At 51.3% G+C, this 16960-nt stretch carries 14 protein-coding genes; 11 read left to right on the forward strand and 3 right to left on the reverse strand.

All coding sequences use genetic code 11. From position 1 onward, the window contains the following. The first annotated feature begins 25 nt into the window (after window positions 1-25). Both ACS5NO_RS24205 and ACS5NO_RS24210 read left to right on the forward strand, forming a co-directional pair. Entirely contained in the window at window positions 26-2182 is a 2157-nt protein-coding gene (locus ACS5NO_RS24205) for a tetratricopeptide repeat protein (protein WP_439417515.1), read from the forward strand. A 169-nt stretch (window positions 2183-2351) separates the two neighbouring features. Continuing rightward, window positions 2352-2786, forward strand: coding sequence for a DoxX family protein (locus ACS5NO_RS24210; protein ID WP_439417516.1), 435 nt, complete (start codon window positions 2352-2354; stop codon window positions 2784-2786). Window positions 2787-2792: 6 nt separating this feature from the next. Here the strand turns inward: ACS5NO_RS24210 and ACS5NO_RS24215 are convergent, their stop codons facing one another. Beyond that, window positions 2793-3722: an AraC family transcriptional regulator gene (locus tag ACS5NO_RS24215; protein WP_439417517.1), complete on the reverse strand. Its 930-nt coding sequence runs from the start codon at window positions 3720-3722 to the stop codon at window positions 2793-2795. 224 nt (window positions 3723-3946) lie between these two features. Between ACS5NO_RS24215 and ACS5NO_RS24220 the strand changes: the two genes are divergently transcribed. The 7 genes from ACS5NO_RS24220 (at window position 3947) to ACS5NO_RS24250 (ending at window position 9718) form a co-directional block, all read left to right on the forward strand. Further along, on the forward strand, window positions 3947-5485 hold the full coding sequence (locus ACS5NO_RS24220) for an aldehyde dehydrogenase family protein (protein WP_114405813.1): 1539 nt from the start codon (window positions 3947-3949) through the stop codon (window positions 5483-5485). Window positions 5486-5594: 109 nt separating this feature from the next. Next, window positions 5595-5987 (forward strand): DUF779 domain-containing protein, encoded by a 393-nt coding sequence (locus tag ACS5NO_RS24225; RefSeq protein WP_439417518.1) that lies wholly within the window; start codon window positions 5595-5597, stop codon window positions 5985-5987. A 175-nt stretch (window positions 5988-6162) separates the two neighbouring features. Further along, window positions 6163-7041, forward strand: a complete 879-nt coding sequence (locus tag ACS5NO_RS24230) for a cell division protein FtsX (RefSeq protein ID WP_150875596.1) — start codon at window positions 6163-6165, stop codon at window positions 7039-7041. A 62-nt stretch (window positions 7042-7103) separates the two neighbouring features. Next, complete coding sequence (locus tag ACS5NO_RS24235; protein WP_439417519.1) at window positions 7104-7307, forward strand: DUF3098 domain-containing protein; 204 nt, start codon at window positions 7104-7106, stop codon at window positions 7305-7307. Next, complete coding sequence (locus ACS5NO_RS24240) at window positions 7304-8083, forward strand: undecaprenyl-diphosphate phosphatase (protein WP_138990897.1); 780 nt, start codon at window positions 7304-7306, stop codon at window positions 8081-8083. The genes ACS5NO_RS24235 and ACS5NO_RS24240 overlap by 4 nt, the downstream gene beginning before the upstream one ends. Then, complete coding sequence (gene truB / locus ACS5NO_RS24245; RefSeq protein WP_439417520.1) at window positions 8073-8786, forward strand: tRNA pseudouridine(55) synthase TruB; 714 nt, start codon at window positions 8073-8075, stop codon at window positions 8784-8786. The genes ACS5NO_RS24240 and truB overlap by 11 nt, the downstream gene beginning before the upstream one ends. Next, window positions 8783-9718, forward strand: coding sequence for a bifunctional riboflavin kinase/FAD synthetase (locus ACS5NO_RS24250; protein ID WP_439417521.1), 936 nt, complete (start codon window positions 8783-8785; stop codon window positions 9716-9718). Before truB ends, ACS5NO_RS24250 begins: the two co-directional genes overlap by 4 nt. Before the next feature lie 101 nt (window positions 9719-9819). Here ACS5NO_RS24250 and pheA read toward each other — a convergent pair whose 3' ends face one another. Further along, complete coding sequence (gene pheA, locus ACS5NO_RS24255) at window positions 9820-10896, reverse strand: prephenate dehydratase (protein WP_439417522.1); 1077 nt, start codon at window positions 10894-10896, stop codon at window positions 9820-9822. Between the two features lie 101 nt (window positions 10897-10997). After that, window positions 10998-12890 carry a DNA topoisomerase IV subunit B gene (locus ACS5NO_RS24260; protein ID WP_439417523.1) on the reverse strand — a complete coding sequence of 631 codons (1893 nt, stop codon included), beginning with the start codon at window positions 12888-12890 and terminating at the stop codon, window positions 10998-11000. 319 nt (window positions 12891-13209) lie between these two features. On the opposite strand from ACS5NO_RS24260, the gene ACS5NO_RS24265 reads away from it, so the two are divergent. Both ACS5NO_RS24265 and ACS5NO_RS24270 read left to right on the forward strand, forming a co-directional pair. After that, window positions 13210-15792, forward strand: a complete 2583-nt coding sequence (locus tag ACS5NO_RS24265) for a polysaccharide biosynthesis/export family protein (RefSeq protein WP_439417524.1) — start codon at window positions 13210-13212, stop codon at window positions 15790-15792. A gap of 35 nt (window positions 15793-15827) precedes the next feature. After that, window positions 15828-16925: a hypothetical protein gene (locus ACS5NO_RS24270; protein WP_439417525.1), complete on the forward strand. Its 1098-nt coding sequence runs from the start codon at window positions 15828-15830 to the stop codon at window positions 16923-16925. Window positions 16926-16960: the final 35 nt, after the last annotated feature.

Below are 16960 nucleotides of genomic sequence, written 5' to 3' on the forward strand. Positions count from 1 at the left end.
CAGCCCGTCCTAACTAATTTCTCTGATGCCGCGGTTGTTGTACCCTGTGATTCTGTTGTTGTGTTTTGTCGTTTTTCAACCGATAACCGGGTATACGTCAGGACTAACGTCTGACTTAAAATCAGACAACGATTCCGTTCCCCGGCTCAACAATACCGCCATCAAACTGGCCCGAAACAAGAATTACAGCGGGGCGCTCCAGCTTCTGCAACGCGCTTCCTCGGGTCGCCCTTCCGACACGTTGCTCTACAACCAGGCCATCATTCTCAGCCGTCTGAAACGGTATGAGGAAGCCAGCAGCCTGTTGCAGCAGATCCCCAACTTTGCGTACGCCCAGGCCAATCAGGGCGTCTTTTTCTGCATGAGTGGTGACGTTAAAGTGGGCCTGGCCCTGCTGGAAAACACCCCCGGCGGAAAAGGAGCCGACAAAGTGGCCTTCAACCGGGCCGTTGCCCACCTCCACGCCGGCCAATTCGAAGAAGCCAGCCGGGCCGCTTCGGATGCCGTTCGGATGCGACCCGGAGAGCCGGTGTACCGAATGGTCAAAGGCGATGCATTGCTGGGTTTAGGAAAATTCCGCGAAGCCCTGAACGCTTATGAATCAGTCGAAAAAGTGGCAGAACTTACCATGATGCTGCCAGTTCGGCTGGGCAATGCGCTCATCGGCCTGAAAGAATACGAAGAAGCGGCCGAAAAATTCACCGATTACCTGCTCACCAACGACCGAACCTACCAGGCACCAGCCCGATTTGGACTGGCGAATGCCTTCTATGGCCAGAAAGAATTTACCAAAGCAGTGGCCGAATACCGCCGGGCCGTTCAGTTTCGTCCACAATGGGTAGAAGCCCGAACCGGTCTGGGCAATGCTTTGGCCAGCATTCGCGATTACCGCTCGGCCCGCATCGAGTTTGAAACGGCTTTGGCCCTGGCACCGGAAAATCAGCACATTCACCTGGGTCTGGGGGTTATCAGCCACCGGCAGGGCCTGCACGAAGAGGCAATGGAACACTTCCTGCAATCACCCGATTTATTCGATCAGAAAGACAAAAATCTCGCCGACTGCTTTTTAAGTCGTGGCCTTACGCACCTGGAACTCAATCAACTGGATACCGCCCTGGTCAACCTCAACGTGGCCATGCGGTTGAACAAAGACCATCCGGCGGCCTATGCCGGTGCCAGTGAAGTCTACCGCAAGAAAGACAGCTTTCGCTACACGCTGGCCTATCTGGAAAAAGCCATTCGCCTGTCTCCGCAAAACGACAAAATGCTGACCAACAAAGGCAATATGCATCTAAAGTCGGGGAACATGGAGGAAGCCTACGACAACTTTTCCTGGGCCTTGCACTATAACCGTCAGAGTCTGAATGCCTTAAACGGTTTGTCAATTTCCTTGCTGGAGAAAGACCGGATTGAACAGGCGGAGGCTGTGCTCGACAGCGTCATCAACCGGGGGCATCACAAAGCGTTTCTGTACAACAACCGGGGTATAGTCCGTTCTTATCTGGCCCTCAAACACGAGAAAGAGCGGGATTTTCACAACGCCAAACAGTATTACTACCGCTCCGTCCGCGATTACGAGCGGTCACGCGACCTCGATTCGACGCATAAAACGTACTTCAATAATTTAGGAAACGTCTACAAAAACACGGAAGAATACGACAAGGCCGTTCAAAGTTACCTGGGCCATCTGGACAAAAGCGCCATCAACAACCTCGGCGTTCTGTATGCCCGCAACAAAAGAGGGGAATATGGTCTACATTACCTGAACATTGCCCTGACCATCGATTCGGCCAGCATGGTGTACCAATTTAACCGGTATAAGGTCTACAAGGAGTATTTTAAAGATTCGCTGGCGCGCCGTCCCGACATTCTCCAGGCCCAGAATCTGATGCCGACCAACTCAATTAGTTCAAAATACAGCAAGGACGGTTACATCAATATTTACCTCTACGATTACGAATTCGAACGCTACGAATTCCCCGGCGACCACTACTTTCCGATCCAAACCGACGCCCCTACCCCGCCGGACTACCGGCCGCTGGATGACCTGGTGACCATGGAAATCATCGCGAATCCTTCCAAAACCGTCGCCCCGCAAACAACCCGGGTGGCCAGCAAACGTATGCCTAAACCGCGCCGATCCCGGCTGGCGGGCAGCACGAAGTGTCCGAAGATTATATAGCATTGAGTGAATGAGTGATTGAGCGATTGAGTGAATGGATCAAAAATTCTGCTTTTTCACTCAATCGCTCAATCACTCATTCACTCAACAACAAAATCACCCAATAAATCCTTGCTTTTGTCTAATAAAAGTGATTAACTTAGGATAGTTTTACCAAAAAAGCGATGTCATGAATGTGTTACAACGAGTTGAACACTGGGGCGATACGCATCACCCCGCCTGGATTGACGCTCTTCGCATTATGCTGGGAATTATCCTGTTCCTGAAAGGAGTTAGTTTTATTGGCGACACCACCTACCTTTCTTCTCTCGTTGGCGGAAGCCGCTTCGGTCTGACGCCGGTTATGCTGGTTCACTACGTTGCCTTTGCCCATCTGGTGGGCGGGGTGCTGATCGCCTTCGGGATGCTGACGCGCCTGGCGGTGCTGGCTCAGTTGCCCATTTTGCTGGGGGCCGTGTTTTTTATCAACATCAGCAAGGGTTTCTCGGCCCTGAATTCCGAACTCTGGTTGTCGATTGTCGTTCTGTTTCTGTTGATTATGTTCCTGGTCGTTGGGTCGGGCAGATTTTCGATGGATGACTGGATGAGTCGGCACGATCACTAAAACCGCCTAGGTGAGTTGCTGTTTGTACTGACGGGGGCTGATGCGCTCAACGGTTCGAAAGGCATTGCTGAAATGCGTCAGGCTATTGAATCCCGATTCATAACAGGCATCCGTAATTGACTTGGCGGGATTGCTTAGAATCTGTTTCGCCAGCCGGATGCGTTCCTGAAGAATAAACTGGATCGGCGACACCCCAAGTTCGTTTTTGAACAACCTGAAAAAGTGGGACTTGGACAAACACGCCTGACTGGATAACTCGTCGATTGCCAACGCCTTCGTCAGATTGTTGCGTATATACTCCACCACAAACGCTAACCGATGCGAGCTCATGTATTTCCGCGCCTGATCGACCAGCACCCGCCGGGCCTGGGTCTGCATCAGCCGCACGATCAGTTCTTCCAGCGAATTGTGGATGAAGAACGGTTTCAGGACGTTGTTTTCCCGGTATAATCGGATGATTTTATCAATCAACGAGCTGATTTCGAAGTTGTTCTGTAAATGGTAATTATTGGTATCCACCTCCCAGAGTTCACTGGGTTCACTGCGGGGATATTCTTCATTCAGATAGTTGACGGTCTGCTGAATAAACTCCCCCGAAATCGTGAGCGCAATGCAGCGGGTGGGCGTTTGGACGGTCGCTTCCGGAAAATCAATTTTCATCGGTTTGTTGGCCGGTAACACCAGCGATTCACCGGGCAGATAATCAAACGGTTTCAGCTCGTCAATGTGCATGACCTTCTTCCCGGTCAACATACTGGTCAGCACCGGCGCACCAAATTCCAGTTCGACCAACTGCGCCCGCTGGAACGTTTCGTACAAATGAAGTTCCGCCACGTCGTGGCTGAGGGTCAGCTTATTTTCCACCAGTGCGTCCAGGCGACCACCCCAGGCCGGCAACGCTTCCAAATTCTGCAATGACTTTTTTCCCGATGTCATAAGCTACTGGTTCTGTTCCGTTTACCATTCCGATTTCAACTTCCCGAATTCCCTAAAACCGTATTCACTACGAGAAGACGCATATTCCAGTAGGGTTTATAGAGGAAAAAGAAAGAGACAATACCGTAAGTTTTTGAGAGAATAGCGAAAAAACTTTAGTACGATTTCGGCAAAATTTGTCATAATTCAAATTCCGAAAATCAGTTTAACGTATTCTTACATCCATGGAAACCTTAGAAGCACCCGTGGCCACCCGCTCGGCTACCCAACTGGAACGACCTCAGTTCAAGAATCAGTATGAAAACTTTATTGGCGGGAAATGGGTCCCTCCCGTTGGCGGTGAATATTTTGAGAATAACTCTCCCATCGACGATAGCCTGATTTCAAGAATGCCCCGTTCCAAAGCCGCCGATGTGGAACTGGCGGTGGACGCGGCTCATAAAGCGTTTGCAACCTGGTCGCGCACGTCGGCCACCGAACGCAGCAACATCATGCTCAAAATCGCCGACATCATTGAGAATAATCTCGAATTTCTGGCGCGCGTCGAAACCGTCGAAAACGGAAAAGCCGTCCGCGAAACAATGGCAGCCGATCTGCCCCTGGTGGTCGACCACTTCCGCTATTTTGCCGGTGTCATCCGGGCCGAAGAAGGATCGGTTTCGGAGCTGGATGCCGATACGGTTTCCATGATCATCAAAGAGCCGATTGGCGTGGTGGCCCAGATTATTCCCTGGAACTTCCCGTTGCTGATGGCCACCTGGAAACTCGCCCCCGCCCTGGCGGCCGGTTGCTGCGTGGTGTTGAAGCCCGCCGAGCAAACGCCGACCTCAATTCTGGTGCTGATGGAGCTGATCGAAAACGTCGTTCCTCCGGGGGTCATCAACATTATCAACGGTTTTGGCCCGGAAGCAGGCAAACCGCTGGCGCAATCGAAGCGCGTCGCCAAAGTGGCTTTTACGGGCGAAACCACCACCGGTCGTCTGATTATGCAGTATGCGTCGGAAAACCTGATTCCGGTCACGATGGAACTGGGCGGCAAATCGCCGAACATCTTCCTGCCGTCGATCATGGATGCCGATGATGCGTTTTTTGACAAGTGTATCGAAGGTGCCGTAATGTTTGCGCTGAATCAGGGCGAAATCTGCACCTGTCCCTCGCGTCTGCTGGTTCACGAAAGCGTTTTCGACGGTTTCATGGAGCGAGTGATCGAACGTACGAAAGCCATCAAACTGGGGCATCCGCTCGATACGACTACGATGATGGGCGCACAGGCTTCCAACGACCAGTACGAAAAAATTCTGTCGTATATCGACATTGGTAAGCAGGAAGGCGCTGAAATTCTGACCGGCGGTGGCCCGGCGAAGCTGAACAATGGCCTGGAAAACGGGTACTACATTGAGCCGACGATTTTCCGGGGCAACAACAAGATGCGGATTTTCCAGGAAGAAATCTTCGGCCCGGTGGTTTCGGCCACGACATACAAAACCGTCGATGAAGCCATCGAAATGGCCAACGACACGCTGTATGGTCTGGGAGCCGGTGTCTGGACCCGCGACGCACATGAGCTATACCAGGTGCCGCGGGCCATTCAGGCAGGTCGGGTGTGGGTGAACTGTTATCACAACTACCCGGCACACGCGTCGTTTGGTGGATACAAGAAGTCGGGCTTCGGTCGGGAAAACCACCTCTCGATGCTCAACCACTACCGCCAGTCGAAAAACCTGCTGATTTCATACAGCAAGAATAAACTGGGGTTCTTTTAATTAATGACGGTTAAATGGCCGGATGGTTTAAATGGTTAATTGATGGTTGTCAACCAATTAAACCATCCAGCCATTTTTAACCATTCAACCATTTTTTGCCATCCAACCAATGCTTACCCAACCTATTTCCCGCGTTGAGATTACACCGGCTGCTGCCATCATCATCGACAAACTACGCCGGGAGCATGGCGAATTGATGTTCCACCAGAGCGGAGGGTGTTGTGATGGATCGTCACCGATGTGTTTTGCCAAAGGTGACTTCCTGATCGGCTCCTCCGACGTCTGGCTTGGCGAGGTTCATGGCTGTGATTTTTTCATGTCAGAAGACCAGTTCGAGTACTGGAAACATACCCAACTGACCATTGACGTAACGCCCGGCCGGGGGGCCAGTTTTTCACTGGAAATTCCGCTTGGCATCCGGTTTTTCATTCGCTCCCGGCTTTTCGAGCTGGACGAACTCGATCAATTGACGCCCATTCACGTAGGACCAATGGAAGTTTGAGCGATATAATTATCCGACAGGAAGCAGAGCAAATTGCCCCTTTTTGCCCCCTATCTCTTAATTTTTCCTAAATCTCCCTCCTCTATCCAACAGAATGAGTTGGTGTTCGGGCAAAATCCGTATTTTTGTAACCGACGTCGGCATGGCAGGATGACACTGCCCGACGGAGTTTTCTATGGCTTCAAAAAAGAAAGTGGGTGCGTATCCGAGTGGGATGATTCTTTTCAGCCTGACTTCGGCCTTATTTTTGATTGGTTTTTGTGGAATGCTGGTGCTTCAGTCCAAGAAACTGGTCCGGTATATTCGTGAAAACAACGAAGTACGGGTGTTTCTGGACAAGGATCTGGATGCCGGCAAACTCGAAAAGCTCCACGCTGAAATTGTAAAAAAACCGTACGTTCTTTTCAATGGGACCTCACCCCAGATTACGTTCGTCAGCAAAGACGTAGCGGCCAAGGAGTTTATGGCCGACACCAAAGAGAATTTCACCAACTTCCTGAACGAAAACCCATTACGCGACAGCTACCGCATCAAATTGCAGGAGGATTACTTTGAAGAAGCCCGGCTACAGGAAGTGAAAACCGATCTGGAAAGCGTCAACGGCGTTTTTGAAGTGATTTACCAGGAAAATATCGTCGACGAAATCAATAAAAACATCACCAAAATCTACATCATCATGTCGGTTTTTGCGGTGATTATGCTGGTCATTATCGTCGTTCTGATGAACAATACGATCCGGCTGGCCTTGTATTCGCAGCGGTTGCTGATCCGGAGCATGCAGCTCGTCGGAGCGACCAACGGGTTTATTCAACTTCCATTTCTTCGGCGTGGCATGACGCAGGGCCTGATGAGTGGCATCGTAGCCGCTGCGCTCCTGTTCATTTTATTGCAGGTAGCTCTCCGCAACATCGATGGCCTGGCGACCTTACAGGAACCCGAAAAAATTGCCATTTTGCTGGGTGCCGTCGTTGTACTCGGTGTAATCATCGGTTTAATCAGCACGTTCCAGGCGGTTCACCGATATTTGAGCTTATCGCTGGACGATTTGTACTAATCCATTGAATGGTCTAAGCAGCCATCCTTTTTAACCATCTAGCCATTAAACCATTTAATTACATGAGTAAACTTCCCTTCGGACGCGCCAACTACACCCTGATGGTGATCGGCGTGGTAATCATTCTCCTGGGCTTCATCGTGATGAGCATGGATACGGAAGAATTTGGCTTTGGAGCCCTGGGTCTTACCGTTGGCCCGCTGATTGTCATGGGTGGTTTTATTCTTGAATTTTTTGCCATTTTGCGCCGACCAACGAATCAATGAGTTTCCTCCACGCGATCATTCTTGCCATTATTGAAGGGTTGACCGAGTTTTTGCCGGTTTCTTCCACGGGCCACATGATTATTTATTCGTCCCTGGTCGGCATCAGCAAGTCGGAATTTACCAAGCTATACACGGTCAACATTCAGTTCGGCTGCATCATTTCGGTTCTGGTGCTTTACCGGCGCCGGTTTTTACAAACGACCGATTTCTATTTTAAACTCCTCGTGGCCTTTCTGCCAGCCGCCGTCATCGGTTTTTTGCTGAATGATTTCATCGATTCGCTGCTGGAAAATGTAACCGTGGTTGCCATTACCCTTTTGCTGGGCGGTATTCTACTGGTTTACATCGACCGCATTTTCAAGCAGTTTCCGCGGGATTACGACGTCACGTTTCCCGAAGCGCTCAAAATCGGATTCTTTCAGTGTATCGCCATGATTCCGGGTGTTTCCCGCTCAGCCGCCACCATCATTGGCGGGATGACCCAGGGACTTACGCGGAAACAGGCCGCTGAATTTTCGTTCTTCCTGGCCGTTCCGACCATGGCGGCAGCCTCAGGCTATAAATTACTGAAAACCTACAAAACCATTCAGTCCGACGATATTCAGATTCTGCTGATTGGTAACGTTGTTGCGTTCATTGTGGGCCTGCTCGCCATTCGCGGATTTGTCGGTTTTCTGACCAAATACGGTTTCAAAGTATTCGGATATTACCGCATTGCACTCGGCTTGTTATTGCTGGGCCTGATGGCAGCCGGCGTAAAACTGGATGTTGTCTAAATCCATGCAGCAACCCGACGAAGGCCAACTAATTCTCATCGATAAACCGCTGACCTGGACGTCGTTCGATGTCGTTAAGAAGCTCAAATTTGCGGGGAAGTTCAAGAAAATTGGCCATGCCGGAACGCTCGATCCGCTGGCAACGGGCCTGCTGATTCTCTGCACCGGTAAAATGACCAAGCAAATCGACAGCTACCAGGCGCAGGAAAAAGAATATACCGGCACGCTGGTGCTGGGCAAAACCACGCCCTCCGTCGATCTGGAAACGGATTTCGATGCCGAATTCGATGTTTCCGGAATCACGCCCGAAGCCATTCAAACCGCCGTTCAGCAACTCACCGGCGTTATCGACCAGATTCCTCCCATTTATTCCGCCGTTCGGGTCAATGGTGAACGGCTTTATGAAAAAGCCCGACGGGGTGAAACCGCCGACAACGTGGAGGGTGGGATCAAATCCCGGACGGTGACTATCTCTACTTTTGAAGTCGATACCGACCGGTTTCCAGAAATTGATTTCCGGATTATTTGCTCAAAAGGGACATACATCCGTAGCTTAGTGCGTGATTTGGGATTGTTTTTGCAAAATGGCGCGTATTTAAAAGCCCTCCGCCGAACTCGAATCGGTGCGTTTCGGATTGAAGAAGCGGACACCGTCGACGGATTTATCAGCAAAAACCGCCCGGCTGAGCCATTACATTCATGAAGATTTACCACGGAACCGATACTTTCCAACCCATCTCCCACGCCGTTGTCACCAGCGGTACCTTCGATGGGGTTCATTTAGGCCACCAGAAAATTTTAACCCGGCTCACCGAAATTGCCCGTCGCGACGAAGGCGGTGAAACCGTGGTGCTGACGTTCTGGCCGCACCCGCGTACGGTGGTTTCCAACGACAGTCAGGGCTTGAAACTGCTTTCGACACTGGAAGAAAAAACCGAGTTGCTGGCGGCTGCGGGCGTCGATAATCTGGTGGTGATTCCTTTCACCCGTTCGTTCTCCGAACTATCCTCAGCGGAATTTATCGAACAGATCCTGGTGGATAAAATCGGAACGAAAAAACTGGTCATCGGCTACGATCACCATTTCGGCCGCAACCGGGAAGGCAGTTTCGAGTATTTGCAGCAACACGCCCACCACTACGGTTTTGAGATTGAAGAAATCCCGCGTCAGGATGTGGAAGATGTGGGGGTTAGCTCCTCCAAAATCCGGGCGGCTTTGCTGGAAGGTGATCTGAAAACCGCTACCAAGTTTCTGGGGCGTCCCTACAGCCTGAGCGGAACCATCGTCAAAGGGCAGCAACTGGGTCGCACCATTGGCTACCCAACCGCCAACATTCAGGTCGACGATCCGAGCAAGCTGGTACCGGCCAACGGCATTTATGCCGCCGAAGTGATTTACAAAGGCGAAAAACTCGGGGGGGCAATGAGCATTGGCACCCGGCCCACCGTCGGCGGCACGCATCGCACGATTGAAGTGTATATTTTTGATTTCAACCAGGAAATTTACGGCGAACACCTGACCGTCCGGTTTATCGAGTACCTGCGTCCCGAATTGAAGTTCGAAGGTTTGGCGGCTTTAGTGGATCAGATGCAACTGGATGTTGAACAGACGAGAGAGATTTTAGGAATTAATTGAATTTTAAATGTAAAATGATGAAGGCTAAATGTAAAAGTTTGTCAGCGACTAGCCACTTTTACGTTTAGCCTTCATCATTTTACATTTAAAATTCTTCCAAATTACCCCAGCGATCGCACATAGCTCCCCAGCCATTTGACATCAGCCCCGTGGTGTTCCAGAATTTCCTGAACGCCGGGGTCGCTGGCGTGACCTTCAAACTCGATCAGAAACCAGTATTTAAACGTGGCCCCTTCCCGCAGTGGGCGGCTTTCAATTTTGGTCAGGTTGATTTGACGGGCATCGAACTCCTGAAGAAACTGCGCCAAAACCCCCGGTTTGTTCGTATTCGGCAGCCGGGCGACAATCGTGGTTTTGTCGTGACCACTCCTCTGGTTTTCAAAATCCTTCGCCAGAACCAAAAACCGGGTCCGGTTCAGGTCCGTATCTTCGATGTTGTCGAACAAAACCGGAACGCCGAACAGCTTGGAAGCGATGTTGGAGCAAATGGCAGCCGCCCGGGGTTGCTGAGCCGCCAGTTTGGCCGCTTTGGAGGTCGACTCGACTGGCACCAGTTCGGCGGGCAAACCCTCGAAATAATCCCGCAAAAACTTGCTGCACTGACCGAACGCAATGTCTTTGGAATAAATGTGCGTGATTTCGCTCAGCACGTCGGTTTGGGTGGCAAACGTAAAGTGAATCGGAATCTGGGCTTCGGCCGCAATCAGCAGGTCTTTTTCGAAGAGTAAATCAATCGTCTCATTGACCACGCCTTCCTGGTTGTTTTCAATGGGAACCACGCCAAACCGGCTGCGGCCCGTTTCAACACTTTCGAACACCGACCGGATGGTGGGCAGGGCCATGTAATCGCTCATGGCCCCAAACCGGCTTTCGGCGGCCTGGTGCGTAAAGCTTCCTTCCGGTCCCAGATACGCCACGCGCTCCGGCATTTCCAGATTCCGCGAAACCGCAAAAATTTCCAGGTAAATGGCGTCGATAGCCGCCGGGGTCATCAAGCCCTTATTCAGTTCGTGCAGCCGATCCAGAATCTGCTTCTCCCGCTCGGGGCGGTAAATGACGGATTTACTCGATTTTTTTAGTTCGCCAACCTGCCGCACCACTTCCATGCGCTGGTTCAACAAATGCAACAATTGATCGTCGATGGAATCGATCTGTGTACGGAGGGATTCGAGGGTCACTTTTAAAAAAGTTATGAGTGAAGAGTTATGAGTGAAGAGTTGGCTGACGCATGAAACTCTTCACTCATAACTCTTCACTCTTAATTCCTAACTCATATAACTTATTCCAATACCAGCGCAACTTCCTCCATATCTTTCTCGATGCGGAGGTTGTCGATGATGAAACGCTGGCGATCCGGGGTGTTTTTACCCATATAATAGCTGAGCAATTTCGGAACGGACGTTTCTTTCTCCATAATCACCGGCTCCAGACGCATGTTGTCGCCAATGAACAGGCCAAATTCTTCCGGTGAAATCTCTCCCAAACCTTTAAAGCGGGTAATTTCTACTTTTTTACCGCCTTTGGTCAATTTATCGGTGGCCTGCTGCTTTTCCGTTTCCGAATAACAGTAAACTGTCTCTTTGTGGTTTTTCGGATTTCGAACGCGGAACAACGGCGTTTCCAGGATGTAAAGGTGGCCATTTCGAACCAAATCCGGAAAAAATTGCAGGAAAAAAGTCATTAGCAGCAACCGGATGTGCATGCCATCGACGTCGGCATCGGTGGCGACCACGATGCGGTTGTAGCGCAGCGTATCCAGTCCGTCTTCAATATCGAGGGCGTGTTGCAGCAAATTGAACTCTTCGTTTTCATACACCACCTTCTTGGTCAGCCCGAAACAGTTCAGCGGTTTTCCGCGCAGACTAAACACCGCCTGGTTCTGCACATTCCGCGATTTGGTGATGGAACCGCTGGCCGAATCCCCTTCCGTGATGAACAGCGTGGTGTTATAGCGATCCTCGGACTTGATGTCGGGCAGGTGGTTCCGGCAGTCGCGCAGCTTCTTGTTGTGCAGATTGGCTTTCTTCGCCCGGTCGTTCGCCAGTTTTTTAATCCCGGCAAGTTCTTTCCGTTCCCGCTCCGACTGTTCGATCCGCTTTTTAAGGGCTTCCCGCGTTTCGGTGTTCATATGCAGGAAATCATCGAGTTGGTTTTTCACAAAATCGATGACAAACGAACGCACCGTCGTGCTGTTGGAGTCGGGCGCCATGTTGATGGACCCCAGTTTGGTTTTGGTCTGCGACTCAAAAACCGGTTCCTGCACCCGGATGCTGATGGCCGAAATGATGGAAGCCCGAATATCGGCGGCATCGTACTCCTTCTTGAAGTATTCGCGGATGGTTTTGACAAAAGCTTCGCGCAAGGCCGCCAGGTGGGTTCCGCCCTGGGTCGTATACTGACCGTTGACGAACGAATAGTATTCTTCGCCATACTGGTTGCCGTGCGTCAACGCGATCTCGATGTCGGAACCTTTCAGGTGAATGATGGGATACCGCAGGGCATCTTCGTCGGTTTTATTTCGCAACAAATCGAGCAGCCCGTTTTGCGAAATAAATTTCTGGCCGTTGAAACTGATCGTTAACCCGGCGTTCAGGTAACAATAGTTCCAGATCATGTTCTCCAGAAACTGCGGGATGTAATGGAAATTCTTGAAAACCGTGTTGTCCGGTTCGAAAACGACCAGGGTTCCATTGCGCTGGTTGGTGGAATCTTCGCCCTGCCGAACCAGAATGCCGCGTTCGAATTCGGCCCAGACGGTTTTTCCTTCCCGGTACGACTGCACGCGAAACAGGGTGGATAGGGCATTGACGGCTTTGGTACCAACTCCGTTCAGACCCACCGATTTTTGAAAAGCGCCCGAGTCGTATTTCCCGCCGGTGTTGATTTTGGATACGACATCGACCACCTTTCCCAGTGGAATTCCCCGGCCATAGTCCCGTACTTCAACGCGGTGGTCGGTCACTTTAATGTCGATGAGCTTGCCATTACCCATCACGTGTTCATCGATACAGTTGTCTACTACTTCCTTGATCAATACATAGATTCCGTCATCCGCGGCCGACCCGTCGCCCAACTTCCCGATGTACATTCCGGGCCGAAGCCGGATGTGTTCACGCCAGTCGAGCGACCGGATGCTGTCTTCCGTGTACTGAACCTGATTACTATCTGCCATATGACTATTAAACTGGTTTTACGTCAGAAAACACCCCAGAAACCGTATTTTAACGCATTCATCTGCGGTCTGCAGTTTATTGGATGTTCGCAAAATATGAAATTTTGACCTTTAAAAAGAAAATGTTTAAAAAGTAGTAAAAGTTCGTTTACTTTGTAGCGCAAAGTGCGTCAAAAACCGGCAATGCACGATTTACTACTGATAGCAAACCAAAGCAAATGAGATTGAGCGCCGGAAACCGGTCGTATACTTTCTTAAAAATATGCAAAAATATCCACATTTCCATTGTTTTAGCTCAAATTTTTCCGCCTACTCTTCGATGCAATTTTTCCGCAAAACCATTCTAGGTGTATTGCTGCTCTGTACTGGCTTCAATGCGGCAGCTCAGGTCATTCAGGCTCCTTCGGCCCCCACGTCGGCCCCTTCTACGCTCCCTTCCGGTATGCCACGCCCCACGCAGGGTCAGGCACCGGCCGGACAGCTTCCGGGACAAACCGGTAACGCCCCCCGCGGTACGCAAGGTACCACCGGTACCACGCAACAGGGCGGTAACCAACAGGGAACCCGGGGCCAAACCGGCACCACACAACAGGGCGGTAACCAACAGGGAACCCGGGGCCAAACCGGTACGACCGGGCAAAACGGCACGACAGGTACCAACCAGAACGGGCAGCAAACCGCTCCCGACGGAAGCAGCCAGAATGCCACCGAGCAACCCCTGGACGACCAGAACGAGACTCAATTAAAAACGGAAGCCGAACTGTTGCGGGAACGGGAACTGGCCGCCCAACGGCGTAAATTATTCGGGTACCAGCTTTTCAACGATCCGGCCAACGGCAGCGTTTTTCAGCCGAACATCAACATTGCCACACCAAAAGGCTATGTGGTGGGTCCCAACGATCAGTTGAACATCAACATCTACGGCTATTCGGAAGCCGTTTACCAGACCACAGTCAACCCCGACGGGTTTATCTACCTCCAGCGGGTCGGGCCGGTTCACGTTTCCGGTCTAACCATTGAACAGGCGAGGGGTCGCATTTTGGACCGGCTGGCGAAAATCTATGTCGGATTGAAAAGCGGGCCTTACGGACCGGCCAACACGTATATGATCGTAACCCTGGGTGATATTCGCAGCATCCGGGTAACGGTGACGGGCGAAGCCGTCCGGCCGGGAACCTACACGGTATCGTCGCTTTCGACAGCCATGAACGTGATTTACCAGGCCGGTGGCCCCAGTGAAATCGGGTCTTTCCGGAATGTTCAGGTGATCCGCAACAACCGGGTTGTGGCCTCCATCGATTTGTATGACTTCCTGACGACCGGGATTCAGCGGAACGACATCCGCTTGCAGGACAACGATAACGTACGTTTCCAGACGTTCAAGTCGCACGTGGAGATTAACGGATCGACCAAACGCAACAACATTTTTGAAATGTTGCCCGGCGAACCCATGGCGCGATTGCTCGAACTGGCCGGCGGTTTTAGCAGCAATGCCTATAAAGCCCGCATCAAAGTAACCCGGTTTACGAACCGGGAATTGAAGGTCATCGACGTTGTGGAATCCGATTTTCCGACCTTCCCGATGGAAGATGGTGACCAGGTTGTGGTTGAAGGCGTATTGGTTCGTTACGAAAATCAGGTCGGTATTCAAGGCGCGGTTTTCCGTCCGGGCATTTATTCGCTGGATCAGAATAAAACCCTGAAACAACTGATTGCCAGTGCCGAAGGTCTGAAAGGAGAAGCTTTTACGGGGCGGATTCAAATTGTTCGCACCCGCGAGGACATGGCGATCGAAAATATCTCCCTAAATTTGGTCGATATTATGAACGGAGTGAAACCGGATGTGGAATTGAAACGGGAAGATCAGGTCATTATTCCTTCCCGCTTCGATATGGCCGAATTTGCCGAAATCAGCATCACCGGGGAAGTGATCACCCCCATCGAGGCTACGCCGTATGTGGCCAACATGACGCTCGAAGATCTGATTCTGCGGGCGGGTGGTTTGAAAGAGTCGGCTGCGGCTGCGCAGATTGAAATTGTTCGTCGGAAAAAAGACGTCGATGTGAGTTCAAAATCAGCGCAGGTTTCGGAAATTTTCCGATTCAACGTCGATCGGGATCTCAGCATGAAGCCAACGGATACGCAGTTTCCGCTCTTTCCCTACGATCAGGTGATCGTACGACGCTCACCAAATTACCGGATCCAAACCTTTGTCAATGTGGAAGGGGAAGTCGTCATGCCGGGTGAATATCCGGTGGTAACGAAAGACCAGCGCGTTTCGGATCTGGTTAAAATGGCGGGGGGCATTACACCGTTTGCGTACGTTCAGGGCGCTACGCTGGTGCGGACCATCCAGCTGAGCGAGGCCGAAAAACAGTTGCGTCAGCAAACCATTACCGAACTGGCCGACGACAGCCCAAAGGCGATTGTGAAGCCGGAAGTAACCACGGATGTTACGGAGCAACTGATCGGGATTAGCCTGCAGAAGATTTTAAGTAATCCGGGTTCCGCAGAAGATATGATTCTGGAAGAAGGTGATATTTTACGAATTCCGAAACAACTGGAAACCGTACGGGTTGGTGGAGAAGTATTGTTACCGACGACGGCGAAATACCGGAGAGGACAAACGTTCCAGGATTACATTTCGCAGGCCGGTGGTTTCACCAGCCGTTCAGCCCGGAAACGCGCCTACGTCGTATATGCCAACGGGTCGGCCGACCGGACACGCCGGTTTGCCTTCTTCAATGTGTATCCACGCGTTGAACCCGGTTCCGAAATTATTGTTCCGCAGCAAACCAAGGGCGAATTGACCCCGCAGCAGCTCATTTCGAACACCACCGGCGTGCTCAGTTCGATCATGACGTTGATCACGACAGTGTTGGCATTCCGGTTGCTTCGTTAATACAGACATAAATCGCTTTGGTAATCTGACTTCGTATGGAAACCATTGATTCAAAAAAAACAGACAAAAATCAACTGCCTCCCGATCAGGTATCGCCCAAGGAAGTTGTCAACCGGGTCATCCTGTTCAAAGACCAGTTGGTCCGCAGTTGGAAACTGCTGGCGATCTTTATGGTGATCGGCGGAGCCATTGGCTTCATCATTGACTTCAATACCGACAAACGGCCTACCTACACGGGATACATTACATTTAACCTCGGGGGCGGTTCAAGCCAGGGTGGTTTGGGCGAACTGGGCAACCTGGCCGGCATGTTTGGGCTGGGCGGTGGCGCTCCGGATGCCAACATCTTCACGGGTGAAAACTTTATGTATTACGTGGTTTCCAAACCGATCATCACCCGGTCTTTGCTGAAAGAGGTGGACACAACCGCCAACCACAAAGACCTGATGGTCAACTACTACATCAACAAGAGCGGGATTCGTGACGATGAGTGGGAAGACGACGATACGTTGCGGAACTTCCGCTTTATCCGGGGAAAAGATCCGAAGAATTTTACGCGACTGGAAAACAAGGCGCTGGATGGGGTCTTCAACCGAATCAAAGGCGAGACTTCCATTGCGCAACTCGACCGAAAATCCTCCTTCCTGACCCTGAGAACCGGTATGCACGCGGAAATGCTGGCGGCAACGTGGCTGGATATTCTGCTGGAAACCGTACAGGAAGACTTTACGGAAAAGCAAAACCGCAAAACCCGAGAAATGCTGGTGCTGATGGAGAACCGCCGGGATTCGCTGGGACGCGTGCTGGGTCGTAATGATTCGAACCTGGCCCGTTATATCGACCAGAATCAGCAGGTCGTTGTGGCCGAAGGGCAGCTCCAGCAATCGAAACTAACCCGCAACTCGACCTTTCTGCAACAACTTTACTATGGGGCGGTTCAAAGTGTCGACAACCTGAAACTCAGCCTGATCAAGGAAGCGCCCCTGTTCACCATCGTGGAACCCGTGTCGCTCCCGCTGTTTAAAGAGACCCACGAACCATATGCCTTCCAGGCCGGCATTGTCATGGGGCTCATTCTGGGTCTGATCTTCATCTTCCTGAGACAGACCTTCCACAGCATCATGCAGAGCTAATATTGCCAATGAACCCTTCCTCACCAACCGAACGG

Source organism: Larkinella fluvii (assembly GCF_051857545.1).
Lineage (GTDB): Bacteria > Bacteroidota > Bacteroidia > Cytophagales > Spirosomataceae > Larkinella.

Coding starts and splice junctions, on each gene's coding strand:
- ACS5NO_RS24205 (WP_439417515.1), top strand. CDS start 26: ATGCCGCGGTTGTTGTACCCTGTGATTCTGTTGTTGTGTTTTGTCGTT.
- ACS5NO_RS24210 (WP_439417516.1), top strand. CDS start 2,352: ATGAATGTGTTACAACGAGTTGAACACTGGGGCGATACGCATCACCCC.
- ACS5NO_RS24215 (WP_439417517.1), bottom strand. CDS start 3,722: ATGACATCGGGAAAAAAGTCATTGCAGAATTTGGAAGCGTTGCCGGCC.
- ACS5NO_RS24220 (WP_114405813.1), top strand. CDS start 3,947: ATGGAAACCTTAGAAGCACCCGTGGCCACCCGCTCGGCTACCCAACTG.
- ACS5NO_RS24225 (WP_439417518.1), top strand. CDS start 5,595: ATGCTTACCCAACCTATTTCCCGCGTTGAGATTACACCGGCTGCTGCC.
- ACS5NO_RS24230 (WP_150875596.1), top strand. CDS start 6,163: ATGGCTTCAAAAAAGAAAGTGGGTGCGTATCCGAGTGGGATGATTCTT.
- ACS5NO_RS24235 (WP_439417519.1), top strand. CDS start 7,104: ATGAGTAAACTTCCCTTCGGACGCGCCAACTACACCCTGATGGTGATC.
- ACS5NO_RS24240 (WP_138990897.1), top strand. CDS start 7,304: ATGAGTTTCCTCCACGCGATCATTCTTGCCATTATTGAAGGGTTGACC.
- truB (WP_439417520.1), top strand. CDS start 8,073: ATGTTGTCTAAATCCATGCAGCAACCCGACGAAGGCCAACTAATTCTC.
- ACS5NO_RS24250 (WP_439417521.1), top strand. CDS start 8,783: ATGAAGATTTACCACGGAACCGATACTTTCCAACCCATCTCCCACGCC.
- ACS5NO_RS24260 (WP_439417523.1), bottom strand. CDS start 12,890: ATGGCAGATAGTAATCAGGTTCAGTACACGGAAGACAGCATCCGGTCG.
- ACS5NO_RS24265 (WP_439417524.1), top strand. CDS start 13,210: ATGCAATTTTTCCGCAAAACCATTCTAGGTGTATTGCTGCTCTGTACT.
- ACS5NO_RS24270 (WP_439417525.1), top strand. CDS start 15,828: ATGGAAACCATTGATTCAAAAAAAACAGACAAAAATCAACTGCCTCCC.